This is a genomic window from Sphingomonas sp. GW821-FHT04B01 (assembly GCF_059420425.1).
Window position 1 is genome coordinate 24,584 of the sequence record NZ_JBWKTR010000007.1, and the last position, 24,446, is coordinate 49,029.

At 63.0% G+C, this 24,446-nt stretch carries 25 protein-coding genes and 2 pseudogenes; 11 read left to right on the forward strand and 16 right to left on the reverse strand.

From position 1 onward, the window contains the following. Positions 1–46: 46 nt before the first annotated feature. Positions 47–484, reverse strand: a complete 438-nt coding sequence (gene mntR / locus AC07UH_RS15575; RefSeq protein ID WP_495180961.1) for a manganese-binding transcriptional regulator MntR — start codon at positions 482–484, stop codon at positions 47–49. Positions 485–735: 251 nt separating this feature from the next. On the opposite strand from mntR, the gene AC07UH_RS15580 reads away from it, so the two are divergent. After that, complete coding sequence (locus AC07UH_RS15580) at positions 736–2,637, forward strand: TonB-dependent receptor (protein WP_495189963.1); 1,902 nt, start codon at positions 736–738, stop codon at positions 2,635–2,637. 73 nt (positions 2,638–2,710) lie between these two features. Here AC07UH_RS15580 and rtcA read toward each other — a convergent pair whose 3' ends face one another. Beyond that, positions 2,711–3,727, reverse strand: coding sequence for an RNA 3'-terminal phosphate cyclase (gene rtcA, locus AC07UH_RS15585; protein WP_495180963.1), 1,017 nt, complete (start codon positions 3,725–3,727; stop codon positions 2,711–2,713). Positions 3,728–3,754: 27 nt separating this feature from the next. Next, positions 3,755–4,978: an RtcB family protein gene (locus AC07UH_RS15590; protein WP_495180964.1), complete on the reverse strand. Its 1,224-nt coding sequence runs from the start codon at positions 4,976–4,978 to the stop codon at positions 3,755–3,757. Positions 4,979–5,234: 256 nt separating this feature from the next. On the opposite strand from AC07UH_RS15590, the gene rtcR reads away from it, so the two are divergent. From rtcR to AC07UH_RS15605, 3 genes are all read left to right on the forward strand, one after another. Further along, the gene (rtcR, locus tag AC07UH_RS15595; protein ID WP_495180965.1) at positions 5,235–6,827 is read left to right on the forward strand and encodes an RNA repair transcriptional activator RtcR; all 1,593 of its coding nucleotides are present in this window, start codon (positions 5,235–5,237) and stop codon (positions 6,825–6,827) included. A 46-nt stretch (positions 6,828–6,873) separates the two neighbouring features. Beyond that, the gene (locus tag AC07UH_RS15600) at positions 6,874–7,170 is read left to right on the forward strand and encodes a hypothetical protein (RefSeq protein WP_495189962.1); all 297 of its coding nucleotides are present in this window, start codon (positions 6,874–6,876) and stop codon (positions 7,168–7,170) included. Positions 7,171–7,368: 198 nt separating this feature from the next. Continuing rightward, entirely contained in the window at positions 7,369–8,262 is an 894-nt protein-coding gene (locus AC07UH_RS15605; RefSeq protein ID WP_495180967.1) for a dihydrodipicolinate synthase family protein, read from the forward strand. Between the two features lie 30 nt (positions 8,263–8,292). Here AC07UH_RS15605 and AC07UH_RS15610 read toward each other — a convergent pair. From AC07UH_RS15610 to AC07UH_RS15625, 4 genes and pseudogenes are all read right to left on the reverse strand, one after another. Further along, positions 8,293–8,490 (reverse strand): annotated as a pseudogene (locus AC07UH_RS15610) (hypothetical protein); the annotation flags it as partial. 212 nt (positions 8,491–8,702) lie between these two features. After that, positions 8,703–8,996, reverse strand: coding sequence for a hypothetical protein (locus AC07UH_RS15615; protein ID WP_495180968.1), 294 nt, complete (start codon positions 8,994–8,996; stop codon positions 8,703–8,705). A gap of 42 nt (positions 8,997–9,038) precedes the next feature. Then, the gene (locus AC07UH_RS15620; RefSeq protein ID WP_495180969.1) at positions 9,039–9,392 is read right to left on the reverse strand and encodes an alpha/beta fold hydrolase; all 354 of its coding nucleotides are present in this window, start codon (positions 9,390–9,392) and stop codon (positions 9,039–9,041) included. A gap of 44 nt (positions 9,393–9,436) precedes the next feature. After that, a complete protein-coding gene (locus AC07UH_RS15625; RefSeq protein ID WP_495189961.1) occupies positions 9,437–9,727 on the reverse strand; it encodes a hypothetical protein in 291 nt (96 codons plus the stop codon). A 195-nt stretch (positions 9,728–9,922) separates the two neighbouring features. Between AC07UH_RS15625 and AC07UH_RS15630 the strand changes: the two genes are divergently transcribed. Together AC07UH_RS15630 and AC07UH_RS15635 are read left to right on the forward strand one after the other, a co-directional pair. Continuing rightward, on the forward strand, positions 9,923–11,392 hold the full coding sequence (locus tag AC07UH_RS15630) for a serine hydrolase (protein WP_495180971.1): 1,470 nt from the start codon (positions 9,923–9,925) through the stop codon (positions 11,390–11,392). A gap of 210 nt (positions 11,393–11,602) precedes the next feature. Further along, entirely contained in the window at positions 11,603–12,046 is a 444-nt protein-coding gene (locus tag AC07UH_RS15635; protein WP_495180972.1) for a GNAT family N-acetyltransferase, read from the forward strand. A gap of 86 nt (positions 12,047–12,132) precedes the next feature. Here AC07UH_RS15635 and AC07UH_RS15640 read toward each other — a convergent pair whose 3' ends face one another. Together AC07UH_RS15640 and AC07UH_RS15645 are read right to left on the reverse strand one after the other, a co-directional pair. Next, positions 12,133–12,753: a pyridoxamine 5'-phosphate oxidase family protein gene (locus AC07UH_RS15640; protein WP_495180973.1), complete on the reverse strand. Its 621-nt coding sequence runs from the start codon at positions 12,751–12,753 to the stop codon at positions 12,133–12,135. A gap of 455 nt (positions 12,754–13,208) precedes the next feature. Further along, complete coding sequence (locus AC07UH_RS15645) at positions 13,209–13,883, reverse strand: TetR/AcrR family transcriptional regulator (protein ID WP_495180974.1); 675 nt, start codon at positions 13,881–13,883, stop codon at positions 13,209–13,211. A gap of 75 nt (positions 13,884–13,958) precedes the next feature. On the opposite strand from AC07UH_RS15645, the gene AC07UH_RS15650 reads away from it, so the two are divergent. The 3 genes from AC07UH_RS15650 (at position 13,959) to AC07UH_RS15660 (ending at position 18,002) form a co-directional block, all read left to right on the forward strand. Further along, entirely contained in the window at positions 13,959–14,903 is a 945-nt protein-coding gene (locus tag AC07UH_RS15650) for an aromatic alcohol reductase (protein WP_495180975.1), read from the forward strand. Positions 14,904–14,925: 22 nt separating this feature from the next. Continuing rightward, positions 14,926–16,077 carry an epoxide hydrolase family protein gene (locus AC07UH_RS15655; RefSeq protein ID WP_495180976.1) on the forward strand — a complete coding sequence of 384 codons (1,152 nt, stop codon included), beginning with the start codon at positions 14,926–14,928 and terminating at the stop codon, positions 16,075–16,077. A 329-nt stretch (positions 16,078–16,406) separates the two neighbouring features. Continuing rightward, complete coding sequence (locus AC07UH_RS15660) at positions 16,407–18,002, forward strand: hypothetical protein (RefSeq protein WP_495180977.1); 1,596 nt, start codon at positions 16,407–16,409, stop codon at positions 18,000–18,002. Between the two features lie 25 nt (positions 18,003–18,027). On the opposite strand, the gene AC07UH_RS15665 is transcribed toward AC07UH_RS15660, so the two are convergent. From AC07UH_RS15665 to AC07UH_RS15685, 5 genes are all read right to left on the reverse strand, one after another. Further along, complete coding sequence (locus AC07UH_RS15665) at positions 18,028–18,213, reverse strand: hypothetical protein (protein ID WP_495193955.1); 186 nt, start codon at positions 18,211–18,213, stop codon at positions 18,028–18,030. A gap of 579 nt (positions 18,214–18,792) precedes the next feature. Further along, complete coding sequence (locus AC07UH_RS15670; RefSeq protein WP_495180980.1) at positions 18,793–19,005, reverse strand: hypothetical protein; 213 nt, start codon at positions 19,003–19,005, stop codon at positions 18,793–18,795. Positions 19,006–19,405: 400 nt separating this feature from the next. After that, the gene (locus AC07UH_RS15675) at positions 19,406–19,573 is read right to left on the reverse strand and encodes a BrxR family transcriptional regulator (RefSeq protein ID WP_495180981.1); all 168 of its coding nucleotides are present in this window, start codon (positions 19,571–19,573) and stop codon (positions 19,406–19,408) included. Between the two features lie 261 nt (positions 19,574–19,834). Continuing rightward, entirely contained in the window at positions 19,835–20,320 is a 486-nt protein-coding gene (locus AC07UH_RS15680; RefSeq protein WP_495180982.1) for a hypothetical protein, read from the reverse strand. Between the two features lie 5 nt (positions 20,321–20,325). Further along, complete coding sequence (locus tag AC07UH_RS15685; protein ID WP_495180983.1) at positions 20,326–20,751, reverse strand: hypothetical protein; 426 nt, start codon at positions 20,749–20,751, stop codon at positions 20,326–20,328. Between the two features lie 1,144 nt (positions 20,752–21,895). Between AC07UH_RS15685 and AC07UH_RS15690 the strand changes: the two are divergent. Together AC07UH_RS15690 and AC07UH_RS15695 are read left to right on the forward strand one after the other, a co-directional pair. Then, positions 21,896–22,111 (forward strand): annotated as a pseudogene (locus AC07UH_RS15690) (integrase); the annotation flags it as partial. A gap of 68 nt (positions 22,112–22,179) precedes the next feature. Further along, positions 22,180–23,070 (forward strand): hypothetical protein, encoded by an 891-nt coding sequence (locus tag AC07UH_RS15695; protein WP_495189960.1) that lies wholly within the window; start codon positions 22,180–22,182, stop codon positions 23,068–23,070. A gap of 542 nt (positions 23,071–23,612) precedes the next feature. Here AC07UH_RS15695 and AC07UH_RS15700 read toward each other — a convergent pair. Further along, positions 23,613–23,885 carry an SAVED domain-containing protein gene (locus AC07UH_RS15700; protein WP_495180985.1) on the reverse strand — a complete coding sequence of 91 codons (273 nt, stop codon included), beginning with the start codon at positions 23,883–23,885 and terminating at the stop codon, positions 23,613–23,615. Continuing rightward, on the reverse strand, positions 23,776–24,444 hold the full coding sequence (locus tag AC07UH_RS15705) for a hypothetical protein (RefSeq protein WP_495181174.1): 669 nt from the start codon (positions 24,442–24,444) through the stop codon (positions 23,776–23,778). The genes AC07UH_RS15700 and AC07UH_RS15705 overlap by 110 nt, the downstream gene beginning before the upstream one ends. Positions 24,445–24,446: the final 2 nt, after the last annotated feature.

The following is a 24,446-nucleotide window of genomic DNA, read 5'->3' on the forward strand; positions in this document are numbered from 1 at the left end:
TCCAGAAGCGGACGCTCATCAATGCGAAGGCATGCAGCCCCGGCCGCTATGCCTTGTCCTGCGTTGAAGAGCCCATGACGACGTTCCGCATCGCTTGCAGCGTCGCGTCGCTGACGTGGTGCTCCATTCCCTCAGAGTCGATCGCGGCGATTTCCGGATCGATCCCCAATGCGACCAGGAAGTCGACCACCACCTGATGCCGCTCGCGCGAGCGGGTGGCGAGCGCCTTGCCGGCGTCCGTGAGAAACAACGCACGGTAGCGGCGGTTCTGCACCAGCCCGAGGCTCTTCAGCCGCTGGATGATCTTCGCGACCGTCGGCTGGGTCACCCCCATGTGCTGCGCTAGATCGATCACCCGAGCTTCGCCGCGCTCCTCGATCAGATCGCCGATCAGCTCGACATAATCCTCCGCCATCTCGCTGGCATGGGCCTCGCGGGTGGCGCGAAACGCCGCGGCACGGCGGACGGCGGTATCATCGGCCATTGGCGCACCTCCTGCTCCTGTTTGCGCTTCTGCCAGCCGAAGTGCTCGCTGACCAGTCAGCTTGACATATTAGCTATGGCTAAAACAGATAGCCGAGCTGTTTATGGGGTGCCATCATGTCATGCGCAATCGTCTGTTCGTTGCTCCTTTTCGGCGCGAACACGCTGCCGATCGATGAAGGCCGCTCATCCGCTCCAGACCTGCATAAGGCAGCAACGCAGCCTACCGACGATCCGTCAAAAGACATCGTGGTGATCGGTCGCGGCGAGCGGCGGGTCGGGAGCGACCGCGCCGCCAGCGCCGGCGCAATATCGGGTGAGGACATCCGCACCCGTCCGCTGCTGCGCGCCAACGAACTGGCAGAAGCGGTGCCGGGACTGCTCGCCGTCCAGCACTCGGGCGGGGGCAAGGCGGCGCAATATTACATCCGCGGCTACAATCTCGACCACGGCACCGATTTCAGCATCTCACTCGACGGCGTGCCGATGAACCTGCCGAGCCACGCGCACGGCCAGGGCTACCTCGATCTCAACGGTCTTATCCCCGAGACGATCGACAGGGTCGAATACCGCAAGGGACCCTATTACGCGCAGGATGGCGACTTCTCGCTCGTCGCGGCGGCGTCGATGCGCACTCTCGATCGCGTCGAACGGCCGATGGTGGCGATACAGGGCGGCAGCTACGGCTATGGTCGCTTGGTCGCGGTCGGCTCAGAGCAGTTGGGGGGCGGTGACCTGCTGCTCGCGGGCGAGCTGACGATCAACAATGGCGTGTGGGCGTTGCCCGAGCGGCTGCGCCACGCGTCAGCCTTCGCCAAATACACGATCGACACCGCGCTCGGCACCGTCCGCGCGAGCCTGTCCGACTACAACGCGACCTGGCAGCCGACCGAGCAGATTCCGGTGCGCGCGATCGGCACACTGGTACCCGACCGGTTCGGCACGCTCGATCCATACCTGCGCGGCGAGACGCAGCGGCAGATCGCGACGATCGGCCTCACGAGCGAGCGGACCGACGTGACGCTCTACGCGCAACGCTACCTCTTCGACCTCGTCTCTAACTTCACCTTCTTCCTTGCCGACCCAGTTCGCGGCGACGAACTCGAGCAGGCGGAGCGCCGCTGGACCTTTGGTGGTCGGGTGCAGCACCGCATAGCGCTCGGTACGGCGTGGCAGATCACCGTCGGCGCCGATGCTCGCGCCGACCGGATCGATGACCTGGGTCTCTACCATACCGAGCGTGGCCACCGGATCGGCACCACCAGCCTTGTCGACGTCAGCGAAACTGCGTTCGCCGGCTATGCAGATTTGCGGTGGCGGCCGATCGAGCGGCTGACGCTGTCCGGCGGGGGTCGGATCGATCGCTACCGCTTCCGCTCGCGTGCGCTTGCGGGAGCGGCGACCACCGGCGCACGGAGTGAAACGGTCGTCACGCCCAAGACCAGCGCGGCGCTGACGCTGGCACGGGGCGTCGCAATCTATGCCAACTACGGCCAGGGCTTTCACTCGAACGACGCGCGCGGGGTGCTCGCCACGACTGATCCGGTGCCGGGTCTCGTGCGCGGCACGGGGTATGAGATCGGCACCCGTATCGAGCGTGGGCCGGTGGTGCTCACCGTCGATCGCTGGTGGACCCGCTCGGCGGGCGAACTGGTCTACTCGGGCGACGACGGCACGGTAGAGCCGTCAGGTGCGAGCCGCCGCCGCGGCTGGGAGACGACGCTGTTCGTGCGGCCGTTCCGATGGCTGTCGCTCGACGCGGTCTACGCGACCAACCACGCCCGGTTCATCGGGGTAACGGACGCCGACCGCATTCCGAACTCGTTGGAGGCCGCGGGATCGCTGGGCGTAACCGCTGATGCGCACGGCTGGCTCGGCGCGTTGCGCCTCCGCTACATCGGCGTTCGTCCGCTGATCGAGGATGACAGCGTACGCGGGCCTGCGACGACGATCGTCAACCTGAGGCTCGCCAAGACGATCGGCCACGTCGAGATCGCGGTCGATTTTCTCAACTTGTTCGATACGCAACGCGCCGACGCCGACTACTTTTACGCCTCGCGACTTCCTGGCGAACCGCTAGACGGTGTCGAGGGCATTCACAGCCGAGCCGCGGAACCCCGGCAAGTGCGCGTTGGAGTCAAGATAACGCTCTGAATCAGATGCGACATTCGGACTGTCATTTCGTTGCCTCAACTTCGGTGGTTCGTTCAGCTAAATATGAAGGCGGTTATCGCACGTTCACGAGGTGAGTGCCGGTGGGCTGCTGGGTAAAGACGCAACGCCGATCCAAGAACCGCTCAATCACCGTCGCCGCGGTCATACTGTGTCGGCTCGGCTTCACCGTGGTAAAAGCGCCGCCGCCGGCGAGGGCGAACGGCAGCAGTAGCTGATCCGCTAGATACGGCCCGGCAAACGCATCGGAAGCGAGATAACCTGCCATTCGCGCCGCTGCCGTCTGCGCGACCCGCTCCGCCGACACGCCGAGCTTGCCGAAGCCGCTGACCACCTCCGTCACTTGCTCGAACGCCGCTTCCAGCAGCAGGATGTTTCCCGGCCCCTGGCTCTCGGGCAACTCACGGACGGCGAACGCGTCTTCCGGCCAGTCGGCGAGCAGCCTCTTCGCCGTCGCGATCTCGCGATCGGCGACGCCGGGCGGGATGGCCGCAAACATAGCCAACGCCGAACAAGCGATCTGTGCTCCTCGCTCGAGGCAGTCGATCGGACGCAGCGGCCCGGGCATGATGTCTACCTCGATCCGCCCGCCGCCACGCGGATAGAAGCCGGGCCGCACCAGCCGCGCGGTGACGGTCGGCCCCATCCGGTTTACGATCGGTAGGAAACTACGGGCGATGAAGTCGAACGGCGGAGCCAGCATGTTGTGCGTGCCGCCTTCGAAAACGAGCCGCGACGGCGCATCAGCGATCGCCAGCGGCATCAGCACCGTCTGAAGCACCAGCCCCGTCGATCCCGCAGTACCGACGGCGAAGTGATACTCGCCCGGGGTGACCCGCCCGGGGCGGAACGTGAACGCCGACGCGCCGACGGTCAGCCCTTCGCATTCCGCTTCGCCGATCGCGCATGCCGCCTCGATCGCGGTGACGTGCTGGCGCATCAGACCCGGCTTCTCACGGCCGCCCCGCACATTGGTCATCCGGAACGATGAACCTGTGACGAGCGCCAGCGCACACGCATTGCGCACCACCTGTCCGCCGCCTTCGCCTTCGGAACCGTCGATCTCGATCATTGTCTGTCTCGTAGTGTTTGGTGTGCGTCAGCCCTTGACGCACACCACCTGCTTCAGCGTGTGGACGATCTCGACGAGGTCGGCCTGCGCCGCCATCACCGCTTCGATCGGCTTGTAGGCGCGCGGACTTTCGTCGATCACGCCTTCATCCTTGCGGCAGGCCACGCCGGCAGTCGCGGCGACGTGCTCCGCCACCGTGACTTCGCGCTTCGCCTGTGTCCGGCTCATCACCCGTCCGGCGCCGTGCGAGCAACTGTCGAACGACTCCTTGTTGCCGAGCCCGCGCACGATGAACGACTTTGCGCCCATCGAGCCCGGAATGATGCCCATCACCCCTTCCGCCGCGCGCACGGCACCCTTGCGGGTGACGAGCACGTTCTGGCCGAAGTGGTTCTCTCGGCGAACGTAATTGTGATGGCAGTTGATCGCCTCCAGCTCCGCGTCGAACGGCTTGGCGATGACGCCGCGCATGGCGCGGATCACGTTCGCCATCATCATCCGCCGGTTGAGCGCCGCATAGTCCTGCGCCCAGCCGACCGCCTCGACATAGTCGTCGAAATGCTCGGTTCCTTCCGGAAAATAGGCGAGATCCTCGTCGGGCAGGTTCAGGAACCACTTGCGCATATCCTGCTTCGCCAGCTCGATGAAGAAGGTGCCGATCGCGTTGCCGACCCCTCGCGAACCCGAATGAAGCATCACCCACACGCGCTGTTCGGCGTCGAGGCACAGCTCGATGAAGTGATTGCCCGTACCGAGCGTCCCGAGATGGACAAGGTTGTTGGTCTTGCCCAGCTTCGGATATTTGGCAACGATATGGCCGAACCGTCCGGCGAGCGTTGCCCAGGCTTCCACGATCTCGGCGGGCGGGTCGCCCCACGAGCCCGGATCGCGCTTGCCCATCTTCTTGTCGCGGCCAACGGGCACCGCCCGCTCGATAGCGGCGCGGACGCCTTCCAGATTGTCCGGCAGGTCGCTCGCCATCAGGCTCGTGCGCGCCGCCATCATGCCACAGCCGATGTCGACGCCGACCGCCGCCGGGATCACCGCGCCCTTGGTCGCGATGACCGAGCCGACGGTCGCGCCGATGCCGACATGGACGTCGGGCATCGCCGCGACGTGCCTGAACACGAACGGCATCTTCGCCGCCGACGCGAGCTGGACGCGCGCCTTGTCGTCGACCGGTACGCCGCGCGTCCACATCTTGATCGGGACGCCGCCCTCGACGGTCTGGACATCGTAATTCGCAGTCATGTTCGCCTCCGGTGATCTGTGCTCTAGGGGCGGCTGGCCTATTCCAGCCGCCCCGGCCGCGCCGTCGGATCGATCAATGCCATTCGACCCGACGCAGTTAACTAAGCAGGCGTCGTGCCAATTTGCGGTTTTTACCCCATACTTCGTCCAGGTAGCTGCGATTCCTCGCTTTATTCCTAACATAGCTATGCTGCCGATCCATAATGCACGCTCGATAGTGAGTGACAGGGATACGAACTTATCCTAGCGGATATCCATGAAGCCGCTCGTCGTGATTGGATTTCTCGGTTCCACGCTGGACGGCAGCAAGCACGATGCCTCCCGCTGGAACAAGTGGCGGCCGTCCGTAGGCCTCGCCATGCATGAGGACCTCCGAATCGATCGGTTCGTCCTCATTCACGGCTCTCCCCACCAGCAGCTCGCCGACTTCGTCGCGAAGGACATCGCGTCGGTCTCCCCCGAGACGCGTGTCGAGCCGCAACTGATCGACTTCGCCGATCCGTGGGATTTCGAGGAGGTCTACGGCAAGCTGCTCGACTTCGCCCGCGGCTGGCCGTTCGATCCGGAGACGGAGGACTATCTCGTCCACATCACCACCGGCACGCACGTCGCCCAAATCTGCCTTTTCCTCCTCACCGAGGCGCACTATCTGCCCGGCCGCCTGCTCCAGACGCAACCGCGCCGCGGGACGGCCGAGCCGGCAGGAACGTGGAACACCATAGACCTTGACCTGTCGCGCTACGACAGCATCGCCACGCGATTTGCCGTCGCGAGTGCGGAGAGCACCTCTTTCCTGAAGTCCGGCATCGAGACGCGCAGCGCCGTATTCAACGCCATGATCGATGAGATCGAGCAAGTCGCGACCCGCAGCCGCGCGCCGGTGCTACTGATGGGGCCGACAGGTGCCGGCAAAAGCCAGCTGGCGCGGCGCATCTACGACCTGAAGCGGCTGAAGCACCAGGTGAAGGGCGCCTTCGTCGAGGTGAACTGCGCGACGCTGCGAGGCGATAGCGCCATGTCCGCGCTTTTCGGGCACAAGCGGGGGGCGTTCACCGGCGCCGCCGCAGACCGGGCCGGATTGCTGCGCGCCGCCGACGGCGGCATGCTGTTCCTCGATGAGATCGGCGAGCTCGGGCTGGACGAGCAGGCCACCATTCTGCGCGCGATCGAGGACAAAAGGTTCCTGCCGGTCGGTGCTGACAAGGAAGCTGGGTCCAACTTCCAGCTCATCGCAGGGACCAACCGCGACCTCGGACAGGCCGTCGCTGATGGCCGCTTTCGTGACGATCTCTATGCTCGCCTCAACCTCTGGACCTTCACGCTGCCCGGCCTTGCCGACCGGCGTGAGGATATCGCGCCCAACCTCGATTACGAACTCGACCGCTTCGCCGAGCGTGAGGGCAATCGCGTCACCTTCAACAAGGAAGCGCGCGATCGCTATCTCGCCTTTGCGGGTAGCTCCGACGCGCGCTGGGCCGGCAACTTCCGCGATCTCGCCGCCAGCATCACCCGCATGGCGACGTTCAGCCCCAAAGGCCGCATTGATGTCGCTTGCGTCGAAGCGGAGGTCGCGCGTCTGCACCGGCTATGGTCGACCGGACCAGCGACGGACGATGGGCTGGACGGGGTTCTGCCGCCGGACCGGATCGCCGCGCTTGACGTGTTCGACCGTGTCCAACTGGCCCAAGTCGTCCAGACCTGCCGGCGCAGCCGCTCGCTATCCGAAGCAGGTCGCTCGCTGTTCGCGGCGTCACTGGCGAGGCGCGGGTCGTCGAACGATGCTGACCGGCTACGCAAGTATCTTCAGCGGTTCGACCTGACATGGCAAGAGCTGCGAGCCGAACCTTAACGACGGCCTCTCCAGCGTGTTCATGATGCAGGTTGGCTTACTTCCGGTGACCAAGGCCGTCCGCCTGTTTCCCACCTTCGGTCATTCATTCAGGACCAAGGGAAGGGTGATGCCGGAAATACCCCTTCCTGTCTGCCAGCACAGGCTCGTCCCGAAAACGATCGGGAAACGGGAATCATCCTTTGACGGCGACAGGCTCGATCAGGTCCCAGCGGTGGGCATAGAGGTCTTCGAAGACGGCAACGATGCCATAAGGGTCTGGCCAAGATTCCTCGACGAAGCGGATACCCCGTTACGTGTAGGCAAGGTGGTCACGGGCAAAATCATCTGTTTCGAGAAATAGGAACACGCGACCACCACTTTGATTGCCGATCACCTTGCACTGCCGGTCACCGACAGTCTGCGCCGGTAGCAATGGAGCCGCCGCGCCGTGCGGCGCGACCACGGCCCATCTGGGATGGCGAAACGGGAATAACTAAGATGATGCTGGTCATTGTATGCACGAACCTGAACAGCATCGTTCGTTATTGAAGGCTCGTCCATGTCCCCCCTGTTTACCGGCCTCTCGGCCTTCCCGCTCACACCCGCCGATGCCGCTGACGTCGTCGATACGGACGCGCTGGGGATTTTAGTCGATCGTCTCGCGACCGCCGGTGTCGATTCAATCGGCCTGCTCGGCAGCACGGGGAGTTACGCTTATCTCGATCGCGCCGAGCGCGTCCGTGCGGTCGCGGCCGGCATCGAAGCTGCGGCCGGACGCGTCCCTGTCATCGTTGGCGTCGGGGCGCTGCGGACAAGCTGGACGGTCGAACTGGCCCGCAACGCCGAGCGCGCCGGCGCAAGCGGATTGCTGCTTGCCCCCATGTCCTATTTCCCGTTGAAGCAGGACGAGGTGGCGGCCCACTACCGCGCCATCGCCGGAGCGACCGCGCTGCCGCTTTGCATCTACAACAATCCCGGCACGACCGGCTTCACCTTCTCCGATGCACTGATTGCCGATCTGGCAGCCGTGGCGGGCATAGCCGCGATCAAAATGCCGCTGCCGGCGGACGCGGACTATGTCGCCGAACTGGCCAGACTGCGGGCGATGACGCCGGAGACGTTTGCGATCGGCTACAGCGGTGATTGGGGCGCGACCGCGTCGCTACTTGCCGGGGGCGCAGCCTGGTACAGCGTCGTTGCCGGCCTGCTGCCCGAACCGGCGCTTCGCCTGACGCGAGCTGCTCAGGCGGGACGCCGGGACGAAGCCGAAGCGATGGACGCGGCATTCGCCCCGCTGTGGGCGCTGTTCAAGGCCTATGGGAGCCTGCGTCTCATGTATGCGATAGCAGATCGCCTCTCGCTGTCCGTCGGTGACCCACCGCTGCCGCTCATGAGGGCACCCGACCCGGTCGTTGCCGCGGTCCATGCGGCGCTCGATCGCCTCGGCGTCTGAACCCTCGTCGCCGGTGCGGTCGCGCTCACTTCATGGGCGGCGCTGCGGCCCCGTATCGGGACCGAAGACGGTTCCCGGCAGTTTCGCGATGCAGTCCCCGTTCAGGGGCGCGCCGGGATCATGAAGGAACGCCAGCGTCATCTGCCCGCCGCACCGGTTGAACATCGCACCGTGAGACTGGCCGGGTATCTGCACGAACCGCGCGTTCGGCATGGTGCGGAGCAGGCGACGCCCCCACGCGGGAGGGGTGACGGGATCGAACTCTCCGGCGAGGACGAGGACCGCACCGGCTCGTTCGCCGTCGCGTCAGCGGATGACACGCGCCATGCGGCACACATCTCAGGCGTGGCCGTGCGAGTATCCACGCCACCCAAGCCCAGCGCCGGGGACGTCTGCGAGGCCATCCGCGAAGCCGTCTCGAACGGCATCTCCTCGCCGCACTAGATCGACAGACGTAACCCCCAGTTGAATTTCGACGGAGTCTGCCGGGTCAGCGGCAGCAATCCGGCCAGCCGTCCTTCTGCCGCCTCGCTGATGATCCCCGGCAGGGCAGGGATGGTAGCGGGCTGCTGAAGACCCGCGCCGACGGCTTCGACGATATCGCGACCGCGTAGTATACCGGTCGGTGCCGCGACCCCGCTCCGATCGGCGTCGGCGACGAGCTTGGCGAAGCGAGCGTGAAGGTCAGGGTATCGGGCGTCGCACGCCGGGTCGTTCGCGCACCCGGCCAGCAAGGCGTCGATCGCCCGTCGCAGCGACGACGCGGCGGTTTCGTCTTAGTTGACGTCGATCGGCAGGACCGAATCCAGCACGACACTGCGCACCCCCTCGGGGTGGCGTTGCAGCACCGTCTGCGCGAGGCGCGTGCCATAGGAAAAGCCGATCAGGTTCCATTGCCGGATACCCAGCAGCCGGCGGAGATCATCGAGGTCGTCGGCGGCTTCGGCCGAAGTATAGCCATCGAGGTCGACCCCGGATGCAACCAATGCCGCCCGACACCGTGCGACCGCCCCGGTCTGCCTAGCAGGATCCGCATTCTGCGCGCGGAGGACGTTGATATCGGGACAGGCGAGCGACGGGCGAGCGAATGTGTTGCCCCGTCCTTCGAGGAGGATCAGGTCGCGTTCCATCAGGAACGGATTGCCTTTGCCCGTCGTGCGCCCGTCGATGCTGCTCAGGCCCGACCGCCGGGAAGATAGACGACCGGATCGGCCGCGGGAGCGGCGGCCGTGCTGCGAAAGATCATCACCGGCAGGCTGATCGTGCGACTGCGGGCCTTTCGACGGTTTTCCGGCACATACAGGAAGCCACATTCGATCCGCTCGCCGGGCATCACCTTCACGGCGCATTCGGCTTTCTCGAAGCGCGGCGCGGGACGCTTGGCATCGGACGCATGTGCCGCCGTCGCGATCATCATGAGAGCGACGATGACGGGTAGCTTGGCGAGGTTGGTTCGTATGACCATCGTTCCTGGATGCCGTCGTTGCCACTGTATCACATCACCAACACACTTTGGCAAGCGTCAGACGCTTTGCAACCAGTGCGATCAGACCATGAGACGGGTTTGCCATCGTAGCGATGCTCAATACCTCGAACCGTATTGTTATAGTAATACACATATGCGAGGATGACGGCGGGCTTTCTCCTTCGGGGTCATCGCATGAACAAGCTGGTACTGGCGGCTTTCCTCCTGTTCGCGACGCCTGCTCATGCTCAAGTCGCGAGCGACGGATTGGCAGCATTTCTCAAGGCGAAGATGCAGAAGGAGCGCATACCGGCGCTCCAGATCGCCGTCGTGCAACATGGGACGATCGTGGCATCGGCAGCCTATGGCATCGCCGATGTGGAGCATGACGTGCCCGCTACCACGTCCAGCATCTTCTCGATCAATTCCTGCACCAAGGCGTTCACGGGCGTCGCGATCATGCAGCTCTCCGAGGCAGGCAAGCTGCGGGTCGACGATCCGGTTTCCAAATATCTCGATGACCTGCCGCCGGCGTGGCGGGCGATCACGATCCGGCAAGTCCTTTCGCACGTGTCGGGGCTGCCGAACATCATCGATGACAAGGAACATCTGATCGGTGACGGCACGGAGGCGTCGGCATGGGCGGCGGTGAAGACGCTGCCGCTCGAGTTCAAGGCGGGGGCACGATACAGCTATAACCAGACCGGCTACGTCATGCTGGGCCGGATCATCGACAAGCTGAGTGGCATGCCGTTTGCGGCGTTCATCGCGAAACAGCAGTTCGCGCCTGCCGGGATGGTGCATACCCGGTTCGGCGATTCCTCCGACGTCGTGCCCCAGACGGCGCGCAGCTATTCCTATCTCGCCAACACCGATGGCGTCTGGCGGAAAGGCGACCAGCTATTGGCGACCTATGCGACCTTTCCGGGCTATTTCAGGACGGGGGCAGGCATCCTCTCCACGGCCGACGATGTGGCGAAATGGCTGATCGCGCTCCAATCCGGCAAGCTCCTGAAGGACAAGGCCAGCGTCACCGCCTTGTGGACGCCGATCGTGCTGAACGACGGCACCACGGCGGGGACCAACGAGCTGCTCAACGGATCGGGGCTGGGCTGGCCGGTGACGATGCGGACCGACCATCCGGCGGCCGGCCCGATTGGCGGAATGCGATCGGCCTTCTTCGTCTATCCGAAGAATGACCTGTCCGTCGTCGTGCTGACGAACCTTCAGGGTGCCAACCCGGAATATTTCATCGACGAGGTCGCTGCCTATTACATTCCCGGGATGCACGAGGCCGAGGGCTTCGGCCTGCCGCCGGCCGTGAAGGCATTTCGTGCCGAACTGCTTCGCCATGGCTTCCAGCAGGCACCGCGCATATTGCGTTCGATGCAGGCGAAGCCGAGCGAGGCCGAACTGAACGCCTGGGGCTACAAGCTGCGCGAGCAGGAGCAGCCGGATCAGGCTCTTGCCATCTTCAGGCTGAACGCGGCCAATAACCCCGGAAGCTGGAACGCGCATGACAGCCTGGCCGAAGCGCTGGAGGCGACGGGCGACCGCGCCGGTGCGATCGAGCATTTCAAACGATCGCTGATCCTTAACCCCGGCAACGGCAATGCGACCGAGCACCTGGAGATGCTGGAAGCGCCGCGAAGACGGCCAAATTAAGTCGGATCAGGACGACGAGCGGCGCTGCGGAAGTGGCGCGTGGATACCGCAGGATTCCCCAAAAGAACGGGTGATCGGGGTCGGACGCCTTTCCGTTGGAAGCGAGTTTCGGGAAAGCTGGCGGCAATTGCCGACGCGGATTATCGACTATCGTGCTGTCGCCGTTCCGCTCGCCATCGGACGGATAAATCGTTGTGGGAGTCGCCGTCGTTGATCGTTCACCAGGCCACCATCGCTGATCTGGACACATTGGTGCCGTTGTTCGACGCCTACCGCCAATTTTACGAGCAATCGTCCGACCTGATTGGCGCGCGATCGTTCCTGTTCGATCGCTTCGAACATCAGCAATCCATCATTCTGCTCGCCTGCAACGGAAGCCGGGTGGTTGGTTTCGCACAGCTATTTCCGTCATTCTCGTCAGCAAGGCTCGCCCGCACGTTCATCCTCAATGACCTGTTCGTCTCCCCTGACGCGCGCGGCATGGGCGCCGCACGCATGTTGCTGGATGGGGCATGTGAGTATGGCCGGAACGTCGGTGCCACTCGGCTTTCGCTCTCCACCGCCGTCACCAACACGATCGCCCAGTCGCTTTATGAAAAGGCCGGGTGGAAACGGGACAACCATTTTTACGCTTATGGCATCCCATTGATCTGACTCGGAGACGCTTTTCGTTTGAGAACGGGCCGCAAGATGGCCGGGGCGTTCCCATTGAGATGCTAAATCGGGAAAACGCATCGGTGTCAGTATAGGGTATCGGCAATCCGCTGCGGCAATGGTCGATCATAGGCGTCGCCGTCGATCGCGGCCTGCGACAGCGTTCGCAGGATGGCTCCGGCGCTGGGCAGACTGTCCCGCGCGACAATGCTCTCCTGCTTCCACAATCCAGCGCGGATCACGGCGCGGCTGCATTGAAAGAATACACTGTTCACGGTGATTCGGAGTATCAACTTCGGCAGTTGTCCCGCCGTCGCGAAACGGGCGAGCTGATCCGGATTTGCCAGTATCTCCGCGATGCCGTTCACCCGCAACGTCTCGCCGATGCCCGGCACCATGAACAGCAACGCCACACGCGGATCACCGATGATGTTTCGCAGGCTGTCGATGCGATTGTTTCCGCGTCGATCAGGCAAGATCAGGGTTTTGGCGTTTTCAATCTGGACGAAGCCCGCTGGGTCGCCGCGTGGGGTAGCGTCCAGTCCTTCCGGCCCCGCCGTCGCCAGAACGGCGAGGGGCGCAGCTTCGATGAAGGGACGATAGACCGGGTGGATATGGCCCACCTCTTTGATGACCGATGGCGGAGGCACGGTGCCATACAGCGCCTCTAGCTCTTCCACCGTCGTGATATGCCGGTCGTGGTCCATGGCCCTCGCCGCCTGCCTCACCGCTCGATCGTATACTGGGAGTAGAAGAGCGGCAACGGCAATCGCAAGCAATTCCGATTGGGAACCTGTGACGGTAATCCCGCCTCGCCGATTGAGCTGACGGACGCCTGCGAAGTCCGCTTTGCCAAAATCTGTTCCCAAATACATTTTCTCGAAACTGTAAGGTGAAGACGGAGAAACAGGAAAGCTGCGACCTTTCCACATGGCGCGTCTGAGAAGCACGATCCGCACGGTGAGCAGCCAAGATCGACTAGGTCGCTATCCGTTGCCCCGTTGCAGAGGCCCACATGCGGTCATCGGCAGGTCGTTTTCGGTTCCCCAACTTCAGTCATTCACTCATGTCCGCGGAAGGTGATGCACAAGCACCTTCGTGCCCGATGGCCCGGCAGCGCTCTTACAAGGATGGTAAATAAGGAAAGACGGATCGAGGCGACCTAAGCCTCGTCGCCTGTGTCCAACCACCCCGCGCGCGTGAGTAGATCGATCGCATCGTCGATACGACGTGTGGCGGTCGCATTGAGCTGCGCGCGATCGTCACCGATCAGCGCGCGCATCTGGTGGGGGACGAACACCATGTCGATGAACCGGCCCGCAACATCTGATGCTTGCGCGATCCGGTCGGGCATCGCGTCGGCCCCGGCAATCGCCTGAGCGACGCACGTAACGCCGCCATCGCGGCCGATCCGGTCCACCAGCCGGGCGAGATCGGGCATCCGGTGCGCGGTAGTGACAACGATACGCATCAGTGCGACCGCCTCGGGCGTCAACGCATGCTCCAGCAGGCTATGTCCCACCGCGCGCAGTCGGCCTTGGACGCACAGATGCCACGGCACCACGCCTGACGGCACCAGCGTGTGATCCACCATCCGCCGCACCACGGCCGCGAATAGCGCCTCCTTGTTGGCATAGCGGGCGTAAAGACTCGCCTTCCCCGCCCCCGCCTGCGCCACGACCTGATCGCAGCTTGTCGCGTCATATCCCATCCGCAGGAACAGGTCCGTGGCGGCGTCGAGAATCCGGCGATCGACATCGCCGGCTTGGTCGGCGGACGGTCGACCACCGCGTCGTCGTTTGGCTGAATCGGGCTTCGGATTGATAAGCGTTTGCATCGCGCAACCATATAGGCCATGCGCCCGTTGAATGAAACTGAACGGTATAGTTCAGTTTATTGCAGGGGGTTGGTGATGGCGGTGATGACGCTTGAAGACGTGAACGGCCGCGATGACGGCGGGGTCGCGCAGCGGACGATCGCGCTTGCCGGTGCGACGGGCGATCTCGGTGGACGGGTGCTCTCTGCGTTGATCCGGCGTGGCGTGGAGGTGCGGTCGCTGGTTCGCAGCGGAACGCCGGCCACGGCGCAGGATGCCGTGCGTGTGCGGGGCGGAACGCCGGTCCCGGTCAATTTTGCCGATCACGCTGCGCTCTCGGATGCGCTGGCGGGAGCGGAATGTGTCGTCTCGGTCCTGAACGGGCTGGAGCCGGTCATTCTCGATCTTCAGGGCCGTCTTCTGGATGCGGCGGTTGCGGCGGGTGTCCCGCGCTTCATTCCTTCCGACTTCTCGCTCGATTTTACAAAGACCCGCCCCGGCGACAACCGCAATATGGATCTCCGACGCCGCTTCATGGCACGCGTCGATGCGGCGCCAATCCGCGCGACCTCGATTCTCAACGGCGCCTTCGCCGACCTGCTGACCGGCGAAGCGCCAATCGTGCTGCCGCGCTTCGCCCGCATCCTGTACTGGGGCGACGCGGACCAGCCGCTCGACTTCACGACCAAGGACGATGTCGCGGATTATGCCGCCGACGTGGCGCTCGATGCCGATGCGCCCCGCGTTCTGCGGATCGCCGGCGACGTCGTGTCTCCGCGCGACCTCGCGATCCTGATGACGCGGCTCGAGGGCCGAAGGTGGAAGCCGTTCCGTGCGGGTGGGCTCGGCCGTCTCTCGATGCTGATCCGCGTGGCGCGCACGCTGTCGCGGACCAGCGATGCGCCGTTCCCGGCCTGGCAAGGCATGCAATATGTTCGCGACATGTCGAGCGGGCGCGGCAAGCTCTTGCCGCTTGACAAGGACCGCTACGGCAAGACCGACTGGACGCGCGCCGAAGCCGTCCTCGCCCCGACACTCTGATTGCATCTTGCGGAGTCTTGCCATGAGCGACGCCATTCAGCCGTTCCCGATCCACATTCCTCAGGCCGACCTCGACGATGTGGCCGATCGCCTCGCCCGCACCCGCTGGCCCGATGACGGCACGGTGCAGGACGGGTCTCAGGGCCCGCGACCGGACCGCATCCGCGCGCTCGCACGACGATGGCAGGACGGTTACGACTGGCGTGTCACGGAGAACCTGCTCAACGCCTGGGGCAGCAGCCGCACGGTGATCGACAGCCTCGGCATCCACTTTCTGCATGTCCGCTCGCCCGAACCGGACGCGACACCACTGCTCCTGACGCATGGCTGGCCGGGGTCGGTACTGGAATTCCGCAACGTGATCGGCCCGCTCAGCGACCCGCGAGCGCATGGCGCCGACGCGTCGGACGCCTTCCACCTCGTCATTCCCGCGCTGCCCGGCTTCGGCTTCTCCGACAAGCCGACCGAACCGGGTTGGGGCGTCGGACGTACCGCTGCGGCATGGGGTGCGCTGATGCAGCGGCTTGGCTACGGCGATCGCTGGATGGCGCAAGGTGGAGATTGGGGTGCCGCGGTCACGACCGCGCTTGCGCATATGCGCGTGCCGGGCCTCGCCGGCATCCACCTCAACATGGTGATGGTCCAGCCGACACCCGAGGAACGGGCGAATGCGACTCCGGCCGAGCAGCAGATGCTGGACGATGCCGCGCGTTACGACCGCGACTATTCAGGCTATATGAAGCTGCAGTGCACACGACCGCAGTCGCTTGCCTTCGCGCTCGCGGACTCGCCTGTCGGACTGGCAGGCTGGATCTACGCGCTGTTCCAGGACGTCTCGGACAGCAATGGACAACCCGAACGAGTCATTCCGCTCGACCATTTGATTGACGACATCATGCTGTACTGGCTACCGAACGCCGGTCCCAGCGCGGCACGCTTCTACTGGGAAGCGGCGCAGGAGATGGCGAAGGGGATGCCGAGCGCGCCCGTGCCGCTGCCGGCTGGGGTCAGCATGTTTCCCGGCGAGCAGGTGCGGCTGTCCCGCCGTTGGGCTGAGGCGCGCTTTGCCGATCTGCGCTATTTTGGAGAGGCGGCGAGCGGTGGGCATTTTGCGGCAATGGAGAACGCCGAAACGTTCGTGGAGCATGTCCGCGCGACGTTCCGAGCCACATAGCACCCGACGGGCTGGAAGGCGTTTGACAGTTTGCGACTGCGAGGACCCACTTCCGGTCATCCGCGGCCTCTTTTCGGCTCCCCATCTTCGGCCATTCATTCATATTGGCGTTGGAGGAGGTGCAAAGCCTCAGCCCTGCCGGTTGCCCCGCCAGCTTTCCCAAAAAGGATGGTGAAACGGAACGGAAAAGGACTTCACAGAAGCCGGTCGAGCAAATCATGCCCGCTACCGACCCTTGACGGGACCTGCACCGCGCATAGCCTGCTTCCGAACTGATCCTCTTGACTCGGGTAGGGTGCGGCTTTTCCGTTCAATATGGAGAGACTCGGATGCGTGTCCATACCTTTGGCGCCCTTTTCTCGATGACGTTGCTGCTGTCCTGCTCCGATCCGGTGACGACGACCCTAGCGATCGGGGGAGCCGGTCTCACCACGGGCAAGCTGTTGGACAGGATGAGCGACCGCGTGAACTTCTCGATTGGCCAAGCCGCGTCGGCCGGATCCCTCGCGGCCGACGCCGCAGCCAGGAACCTGCTTCTCGTCCTCGAGAACGCACGCACCTCCTTGGACACGGACTTGGACAAGCGCTGGGACAGACTCGACCGCGAGAAGATCGACGGCCTCAGGGCACTGGATCAGGCGGTCGCGAACGTGGACAGATTCGGACAACGCATTCAAGACGTCCAGGAACTGACCTTCCTCGACGCCGGCGGCCTGCTGGACAAGCTTCCGTTCGTGGACAGAGCTTACGCCATCAAGCGCATCGACGGTGCCACCCAGTACTTCAAGCAGAGCGGCTCCTATCGTCTGCTGATCAGGGGCAACCCGTTCGTCCTCGACGGCAGACCCGTCTCAATCTCGATCGGAGGCAGGCGTTTACCCAAGGACGCTCTCGCGAGCGAGCACGACTTCGAGATCGAGGCCCTGGTTCCCACCGAGATGCTTGTATTCGGTTTCCAGGACCGGAAGCTCGGCGTGGCGCCACTCAGAATCGAGGTCGACGTGCCGACTAAGGCTGCATGGTACCTTCCGTGGAAGAAGGCGGGGACACGGCACATCAGTTTCGACGTGCCCATCCGGCTGCTGCCCAGGTTTCCCATTGAATACAGTTTCGAGGCGTACTCGTCGAAGCCGGTGATAGACCGTTCGGTGGTGATGTGGATGCCGTCCCGGGTTGTCGTCGCGGGCGGCTGCGGCAAGAGCGGATGCTATGCCTATCACAACGTCTACGCGGACCTGCCGGCCGGCACGGAGGCGACGGGGAAGGTCCGCAACTGCACCGACACGTTCAGCGGCTGGGGTATGTTCGTGCGGCAGAACGGCTTCATCAACTTCCCTTTCCTCAAGCCCAACACGATTCCAAAATACGAGGAGGCGTGCGGTCCGGGGATGAAGGAGGCCGATGCCATCAAGGCGGAGGGAACCAGCGTCCTCATGGTGTATCAGCAGCATTCCCATTCGACGACGCGTAACGTCCAGTATGAAGCCGGATACCACCCCCTGAAGCAGGAGAGCGTAGTGAAACAGATCGGATTGGTCCCGCTGATCCTCGCCGACACAGCGCCGGCGGGAACCGCGGTCGGAGACGAACCGAAGCATTCGCTTCCGCCCGCGTCCCTGATCATGAGCTTCGCAAAGCTCGGTTCGATCGCCAGCTTTCCCGTACCGTCGACCCTGCACGACGCGCGCAGCGACGATGCGCCGCCGCTGAGCACCCGCCCCGTGAAGAGGGGGTATCTCCAATACGGACAGTCCTACGAGGCGCAACTTTCTCCGGGTGCGCACGGTTGGACCCTTCGCGCACGGACGTTCCTCGGCGACGATGTCGTGGTGACGGAGCAGAAAATAGACGCGCGCATCGACGCCGTCTCAAACGAGCAGACGAACTTCAGCAGGGTCGTCGTCACGCCCAAGGTGCCGTTCTAGCGTTGGTCCCGAAGGCGAGTTGGTATCACGGGAACGGAATGTCCGGCAGGCCGATGGTGCCGATCTCGCCCTCGTCCAGGCGCACCGGGCAGATGCCCTTCCCGTCGATGACGCGGACGTGGATCGCTCCTATTCCGATAGTCGTGAACTCCTTGCCGCCTTGGAAAGAGATGCGCTCGCCCCTTGGCTTTCCGAAGACCTTCACCCCCATGCCGACTTCACATCGCCGGTCTGTCGGACAGTTGACCGTCCAATGTCCGACAGCTGCGACGTAGTCGGAGAACCAGGTCCATTGGTCAGTGACGTTCTTGGAACCACTCTTCCCCATGTCGAAAGCTCCGAAGCTTGTCTAGAAGCCGCGGCCCTTGATGCCGAAGTTGTGTGCGTCAGTAAAGAAGCTCTCGTCCTCGAAGATCGCATCGATTTGCTGACACATCTGTCTCAGAGGTGGCCGAGGACATCCGCGATCACTGCGAATGCCGAGACCCATCCGATCACGCCAAGGATCGAGAGCGCCTTGCGGCATCTGCTGCGCGAAACGACCGACATGGTGAGGAGGCGTCTTCGGACCAGTCCCAGAACCACATAGGCGATCAGGAGGATCGCGCTTCCAGCGGTAGGTCAGGCCCGTGATCAATGAATGCGCAATCGTCAACCGGTCGGCGGGGGACAAGTTTTGGGCCTAGATCAGTTCGGCAGTTGCGAATCGCTGGCGGGTGGTGGCGCCCTCGAGCGCGATCCCGGTAAGGACGGCGTGGAGCTGGTCCGGCGACTGGTCGAACGCCGGCATTCAGAGCGGCGCGTAGTCGCGCGCCAGCCTTTCCGCAGGCCAGATGTCGACGTCGAGCTGCCGACATACGTACAGTGCTAGAGTGTCGTCGCCGCCGAGCGCGGCTGCTATCGCGACAGCAAGGCGGCGCTGTGGCTCGTTGAGCCTCTGATGCCATTCCACGACGTCGGGCTCGTTCGAGCGCGTGCAGATTTCCCTGAGGCGGGTCGCCACAGTCGTGGTCTAGCCGATCGCGAGGGAGAGAGAGTCGCCAAGGCGGAAGTCTGTTGTCGCCTGTTTGGCGAAGGCCTTCCACATGCCTGTCCAAGCGATCCCGCTGGTGGCGAGCGCGCTTCGCCTGGATAAACAGGCGGCGGCCGTCTGCCATCTCGACGAGCGCGTCGTCGACCGCTGACGTCGCCTCAACCCTGACCGATTCAGGCCGGTCCTTCGGCGGCCGGGGCCGCTGGTCGAGCATGCGCCCCATGTAGAGGGCCGCGACTTGGCCCTGGTAGCCGACCCCGCCCTGAGTCGCCGCGCCCCCGCCCTCCATCAACGCGCGTCCAGACCGTCCGATCGCCCCCAGCGCTCCAAGATGCGCGTCCTTGAGCCGGCCTTGGCGTCGTCGATCACTTTACTTACCTCGCCGATGTTGCTCAGGCAGCTTCGCGCGCAGGTCGGACAGGTCTAGGTTCATCCGCATGATGAAGTGGTAGGCCGGGGACAGGCGGACATCAATCTCGCGGCGACCGTCCTTTATTGCGTAGTCGCGCTGGATGGCGAGGCTCTGCTCCTTGGTCATCGCGGACCTTTGCCGGCGGGGACCGGTGCAACTCCTCACCTCAGCCGAACTGCGGGACGAGCAGTTCCGGCCACCCTCAGGCCGGTATCGCCGCTATGCTGACATCACGCCGTCCTCGCAATCATCGCGATATTGGCTGTCGCCGGCGCGCTGTTCGCGACATTCGCTTTTTCCAACATGATTCGGACGGATGTTGGAGCATGCCTCTCGTATACTTGGAGCTTGGGTCGCGGAAAGGGAAGCGACGTTTGACCATGCCGATCAAGCCTTCGCCGCCTCCGCTACCGCGAGCATCTGGATTGCTTTGGACACGAGCACCTGGTCAACCTTGCCGAAACTCTCCATCAGCAGAGACGAGCCCTTGTGATCGAGAAGGGTCTCGATGAGTTTGCTCTTCGGCAGCGTGAAACCGGGGTAATGGTCCTTCACGCCGTCTTGAGCCCAGCGCGCCATTTTCTTTCCGTGGCTTGCATCGTGCGCGGTCCCATCACGATTGATCGCGTAGAGCTTGGCGCCATTCTGGTAGAAATGCAGATGGTCTTGGCCGGGCGTCACATGCGCAGTGTGAAAATAGATCATACGACCCTGGCCGAGATCGACATGCTTACGGTCCTCGGTCAGCATGTTGGAGAGGATGAACTGCGCGAGCACGTCGTCAGCGGCGAAGTGATAGAAGGCCATCACCTCGTTCGTGCGATCGCCGTCCTCCACTTGGGCCAGATACTCTCGAAAACCCTTGAGCGGCATGGCCGTTAGTCTCCTGTTGGCGGCAGCAGGCCGCCCGGTGGAAAAATGCGTGGTGCGGGTGAATTCGGTCTCACTTTAGGCGATGATGAAGCAGGCATCAGATGATGCGGTGCGGTCGGTGATGGCCGGTACGCTCTTGTCCCCAGGCTCCAAAGCGAATCGATGTTCGCCAGATAAAGCCTTACGCGATGTTCATTGTCGCTGATGATCGCCTGTAGGAAGGTCTGATGCGGACTGTCTGGTTGGCGATCGAAACTGCCAACTTCAACCGACCACGGATCGTCGAGATCGTCCGCAATGGCTTCGATGGCGTGACGATATACCTGCAGCTGCGCCTCGCCTCCAGAGAAATAAAAGCGCGCGGCGACAATGACGGTCAGAAAGCCCTTCCGTTCGCCGATAAATTGCACGGGCGACAAGAGACCAGCCATGTAGATCCGCTCGATCGCTTCAATGATACGCGTGTCATGGTCTTCGTCCCAGACGACAGCGAAATTATGGATTTAAGGAAGCTGTAAGGGCCGGCGTGTAACGTCGAGCCATTCGACGCATCTGAAGATTGAGTGATGCGTCCCACGGCCAAGTACCCCCACGGGTTCCGACTCGTCGTGCAGACAAGTGAATAAGTTTGAGTATCACGCAACGGTCATGCTCCAACTTCTGTTTCACAGGTTGTCTATGCGGACTCCCCCACGGCAATCCAGCTTTCGGCCAGATCAGCTTGCCAGTGCAGCGTAGTCGTTTGGGGTCATGGACGAAAGACTTTTCTTTGGGATGCTGCAGGACTTGTTTTTCTGTGCTAAAGTACGGCGCACCTCATCTCGGTCTTGCGTTGTCGCGGTTTTGATATCGCAGTTGAAGAGAGGAGCGCTGACGTCCGCGACCACAATCCTTTGGGGACAGCTATTCGCGGTCTTGCTGATCGCGTTCAGTTGCGTCTGGGCGGCACACTCCTTGGCGTATCAGCCGGAGCCGGGCTGACCTTGGTGCTGGATCGCCGACCATCGGGTGTGTCAGCCTTCGCCTTCTTCTTCTGCTAATTCGGCTTCGACGCCTATGCGCCTAAGATCTTCGAGATTGGTGCTGCTATCGCAGCATCTGGTGGCCTCCTTTCGGTTGCCATGGCGATCGCGATGTCCGTCTGGCGGGCGCGGAAAGCTACAAGCGGCGGGTTTGTATATGGGCTTGGACCAGCATTCCAAAGAGCACAGAACGGCAGCTAGAGCGGTTTCCGATCATCTTGCATCATCGGCACGGAGGGGATTTTGGCGCGCCGCAAAGCGCAAGGAGGGCGCGATGCTTTGGCATCGTAACGGACAAGCAACGCCGCGGCGGGTCGAAATCACCCCGCCGCGCAGCGGGTGTCCGAAGGGCGATGACGGTGGTGCAAGATGATCGGAAAACGCTCTAACGACCTGAGCCGACATTTCAGCCTCGCGTCGGAACGACGTTTTTTGGTCGCGAGCTGCCCGGTTCGCTGCTCGGCCACTACCTCTCCGTAGGCCATCGTGGCCTCAGGACAAGCAACATGGAACGTCAGCGCTTCGACCAGCCGTAGTCGTTCGTCGCGCTTGAAACTCAGGGCGCAATGTTGGTGGGAAGGGGGCGCTAAAGGGACGGCAGGTCTGGGCCATCCGTTTCCTTCTCGATCAGCAAAGGCGCATGCGTGACCGTGCGCTGTTCGACTTGACAATCGACAGCAAGCTCCGCGGCTGCGATGTCGTGAACGTGAGGATCGGCTTGGTGCTCGGTGGGCGGGTTCGCACCCGCACCATCGTCGTTCAGGCGAAGTGGGCAAGCGGCAGCGGGCGATGGCGAACCACTTATCTGTGCCAGTTCATGTCACGACGCAGATTGACGTGGCCGAGGTAATAAAGGCGGCGGCAGGCAGCACTCTCGGCGTGATCGCGCTCGCCGCTCTTGTCCTTGGGGCGGTCGCCTACGGCCTCTTCAAAGGCTCCGGCGACAGATACAAGCTCATTGCCTTTTCCCTGCTACTGGTCGGCGCTGGTCTGCTCCTGACAGCGCTGCTGCAAGAGGGGCAGCAACAGGTGAACTCCAAAGAGGACTCCACAATTGAGCAGGGCAACGTAAGCGTCGGCGCTCACGCCGAGCAATCGGCAGCGAACGGCGCGGCAGACGACGCCCTCGGGTCACAACCCGCCGGAAACGAAAGCAATGTCCCGGAAATCAAGCGAACCTCGTCTGTAACTACCGCAGCTTGGGAACCAACGTCTTCCCCTTCGAAGCTCCCGGTCAAGCCCGACGAGACTACAGCCTGGTCAAGCGCGGTTTCCGCGTCAGAGCGCGAAGGCTGGGATGGAATTATCCTGACCTGCGATACTGATCCTCAAGCGCTTGCAACAACGAAGCGGCTTATGGCGGAACTCGACATTGAAGTTGCTGATGTCACGCCTGCTAACAAAGGTGGCTTTGATTCCAATACGGTGATGTATCTGTCTTCCAAGGCCAAGGAGGGTGGCCAAGCGTTCACCGCTATGCTCGGCGCCCGGCTGAACGAGAAGATAACCTGGGCTCAGGCGACGGCAAATGGAGCCGATCCAAACGCGGCAGCCAAGCGGCTGTTTATCTATCTAATCAAGCGGATGCACTCCCGACGCGCCAAATTAGCTTCGTGCTCATGCGGTTTTCGGCTAATCCGCCATCGACCTGATGGTCTAGACGCGAAATCTTCGCCCTCATCGTTAGGCTACGCATGGTATCGAACAATTGACACAATAGCGCAGTAGCTTGTCGGCCCTATTCGGCTCTGTTGAATAGCAAATATTAAGCGCCTTCCTGCTTACCAACTCGATGGCAGGTGAATAGCCGGTTTGGGCAAGAGCGGCCGTTTACATGCCGGTTTTGGAACGGCTTGGATTGGTCGACACCTGCCGAAGGCAGGACCCAGTTGCGGTCATTTATCGCGGCCTTGCCGTTCCCCGAGTTCTGCCGTTATTTCTTCTTGCAAAAGGCGCGCAGTTCACACCCAAATCGGATGACCAAATGCCTGGCATTGGGGAAGAGCAGACGTGGGACCACGCTCGGCGCGATCGTGCGATGAGCGCCGTCTTGGGTCACGGGGAATATCCATTGGTGGCTGGCGGCAGCGGAACGCCATCGGCCATCAGGACGATGGTCGAGCGTTCCTAAATCCAAAGTGCGATGGCTTCGACAGATTTAGCCTCGCTCAAATGCTGCAGCGCTCCCTCGCCGACAACTTGAAGAACGCGCGCTGACGACGTCCGTCCCTTCTGGGCTCGATCACCACCAATGACGGGGGAGCCGGCATTCATCCGTACGCACCGTCGATCCGCAGCGCTCGACCAAAGCCACCAATTCTCCGGTTCTCGTCCCATACCTCCAACGGAAGGTCTCCTTTGGGCATCCATGCACGACCGACCTCGATCGCCGCCGACACGGGCATCGCGGGGAGGATGTTGATTACGTCGGCATCAGGGCGGTCGGCCTTGATCCGGTTCAACAGAAGCCGCAACTTGGTTCTGAATGTCGAAAGGTCTTCCTTCCGCTTGAGTACGTCGTTGTGCGGCCCGGGCGTGGTCAAAGTGGCGCGAACGCGAAGATCGACATGTGGTTGATCTCGCCGACCTCGATGCGCTCGCTAACGCGGCGCGAGATTTGGCGTCGGAGATTGGCCGCCTCCAATGCCAGTAAGCCTGTTCGTCGTCCTCGATCACGCTGCCCTGAAGTGACAGGTCGATGGTCTCGCGACCATTCGCAGGATGACGATCGGGGAGCATGGCGCGCGCGACCTCCTCGTAGGGCATGGTCCTGCGATGCTGCCCCACGTTCGCGGCGTAACGCACGACATGACTCGCCCTCTCGGGCAGGACGCCGGTTCGGATCGACACCCGCCGCTCATGATCGGCCTTGATAGTCAGCAGGCGTTCGACCGGATATTCGTCGACCAGTTCGACGTCGATCGTCTTGTGGTGGACGTGGCAGAGCAGCCTGAGATTGCCCGGGTCGTCCGCGAGGAAATGGCTGAGTTCAGCATCCTCGCGCGGACCGTCAGGCGCGTCGGCGACGATGTGCGCGATGAAGCCGAAGTTTGCGTCCTCCGCTCCGGAGACCAGATCCCCGATCAGATCGACATTGCACATGT

Coding starts and splice junctions, on each gene's coding strand:
- mntR (WP_495180961.1), bottom strand. CDS start 484: ATGGCCGATGATACCGCCGTCCGCCGTGCCGCGGCGTTTCGCGCCACC.
- AC07UH_RS15620 (WP_495180969.1), bottom strand. CDS start 9,392: ATGGAACGCGACCTGATCCTCCTCGAAGGACGGGGCAACACATTCGCT.
- AC07UH_RS15675 (WP_495180981.1), bottom strand. CDS start 19,573: ATGACCAAGGAGCAGAGCCTCGCCATCCAGCGCGACTACGCAATAAAG.
- AC07UH_RS15660 (WP_495180977.1), top strand. CDS start 16,407: ATGCGTGTCCATACCTTTGGCGCCCTTTTCTCGATGACGTTGCTGCTG.
- AC07UH_RS15665 (WP_495193955.1), bottom strand. CDS start 18,213: ATGGGGGTGAAGGTCTTCGGAAAGCCAAGGGGCGAGCGCATCTCTTTC.
- AC07UH_RS15605 (WP_495180967.1), top strand. CDS start 7,369: ATGTCCCCCCTGTTTACCGGCCTCTCGGCCTTCCCGCTCACACCCGCC.
- AC07UH_RS15645 (WP_495180974.1), bottom strand. CDS start 13,883: ATGCAAACGCTTATCAATCCGAAGCCCGATTCAGCCAAACGACGACGC.
- AC07UH_RS15630 (WP_495180971.1), top strand. CDS start 9,923: ATGAACAAGCTGGTACTGGCGGCTTTCCTCCTGTTCGCGACGCCTGCT.
- AC07UH_RS15655 (WP_495180976.1), top strand. CDS start 14,926: ATGAGCGACGCCATTCAGCCGTTCCCGATCCACATTCCTCAGGCCGAC.
- rtcA (WP_495180963.1), bottom strand. CDS start 3,727: ATGATCGAGATCGACGGTTCCGAAGGCGAAGGCGGCGGACAGGTGGTG.
- AC07UH_RS15680 (WP_495180982.1), bottom strand. CDS start 20,320: ATGCCGCTCAAGGGTTTTCGAGAGTATCTGGCCCAAGTGGAGGACGGC.
- rtcR (WP_495180965.1), top strand. CDS start 5,235: ATGAAGCCGCTCGTCGTGATTGGATTTCTCGGTTCCACGCTGGACGGC.
- AC07UH_RS15650 (WP_495180975.1), top strand. CDS start 13,959: ATGGCGGTGATGACGCTTGAAGACGTGAACGGCCGCGATGACGGCGGG.
- AC07UH_RS15640 (WP_495180973.1), bottom strand. CDS start 12,753: ATGGACCACGACCGGCATATCACGACGGTGGAAGAGCTAGAGGCGCTG.
- AC07UH_RS15705 (WP_495181174.1), bottom strand. CDS start 24,444: ATGTGCAATGTCGATCTGATCGGGGATCTGGTCTCCGGAGCGGAGGAC.
- AC07UH_RS15685 (WP_495180983.1), bottom strand. CDS start 20,751: ATGGCTGGTCTCTTGTCGCCCGTGCAATTTATCGGCGAACGGAAGGGC.
- AC07UH_RS15590 (WP_495180964.1), bottom strand. CDS start 4,978: ATGACTGCGAATTACGATGTCCAGACCGTCGAGGGCGGCGTCCCGATC.
- AC07UH_RS15625 (WP_495189961.1), bottom strand. CDS start 9,727: ATGGTCATACGAACCAACCTCGCCAAGCTACCCGTCATCGTCGCTCTC.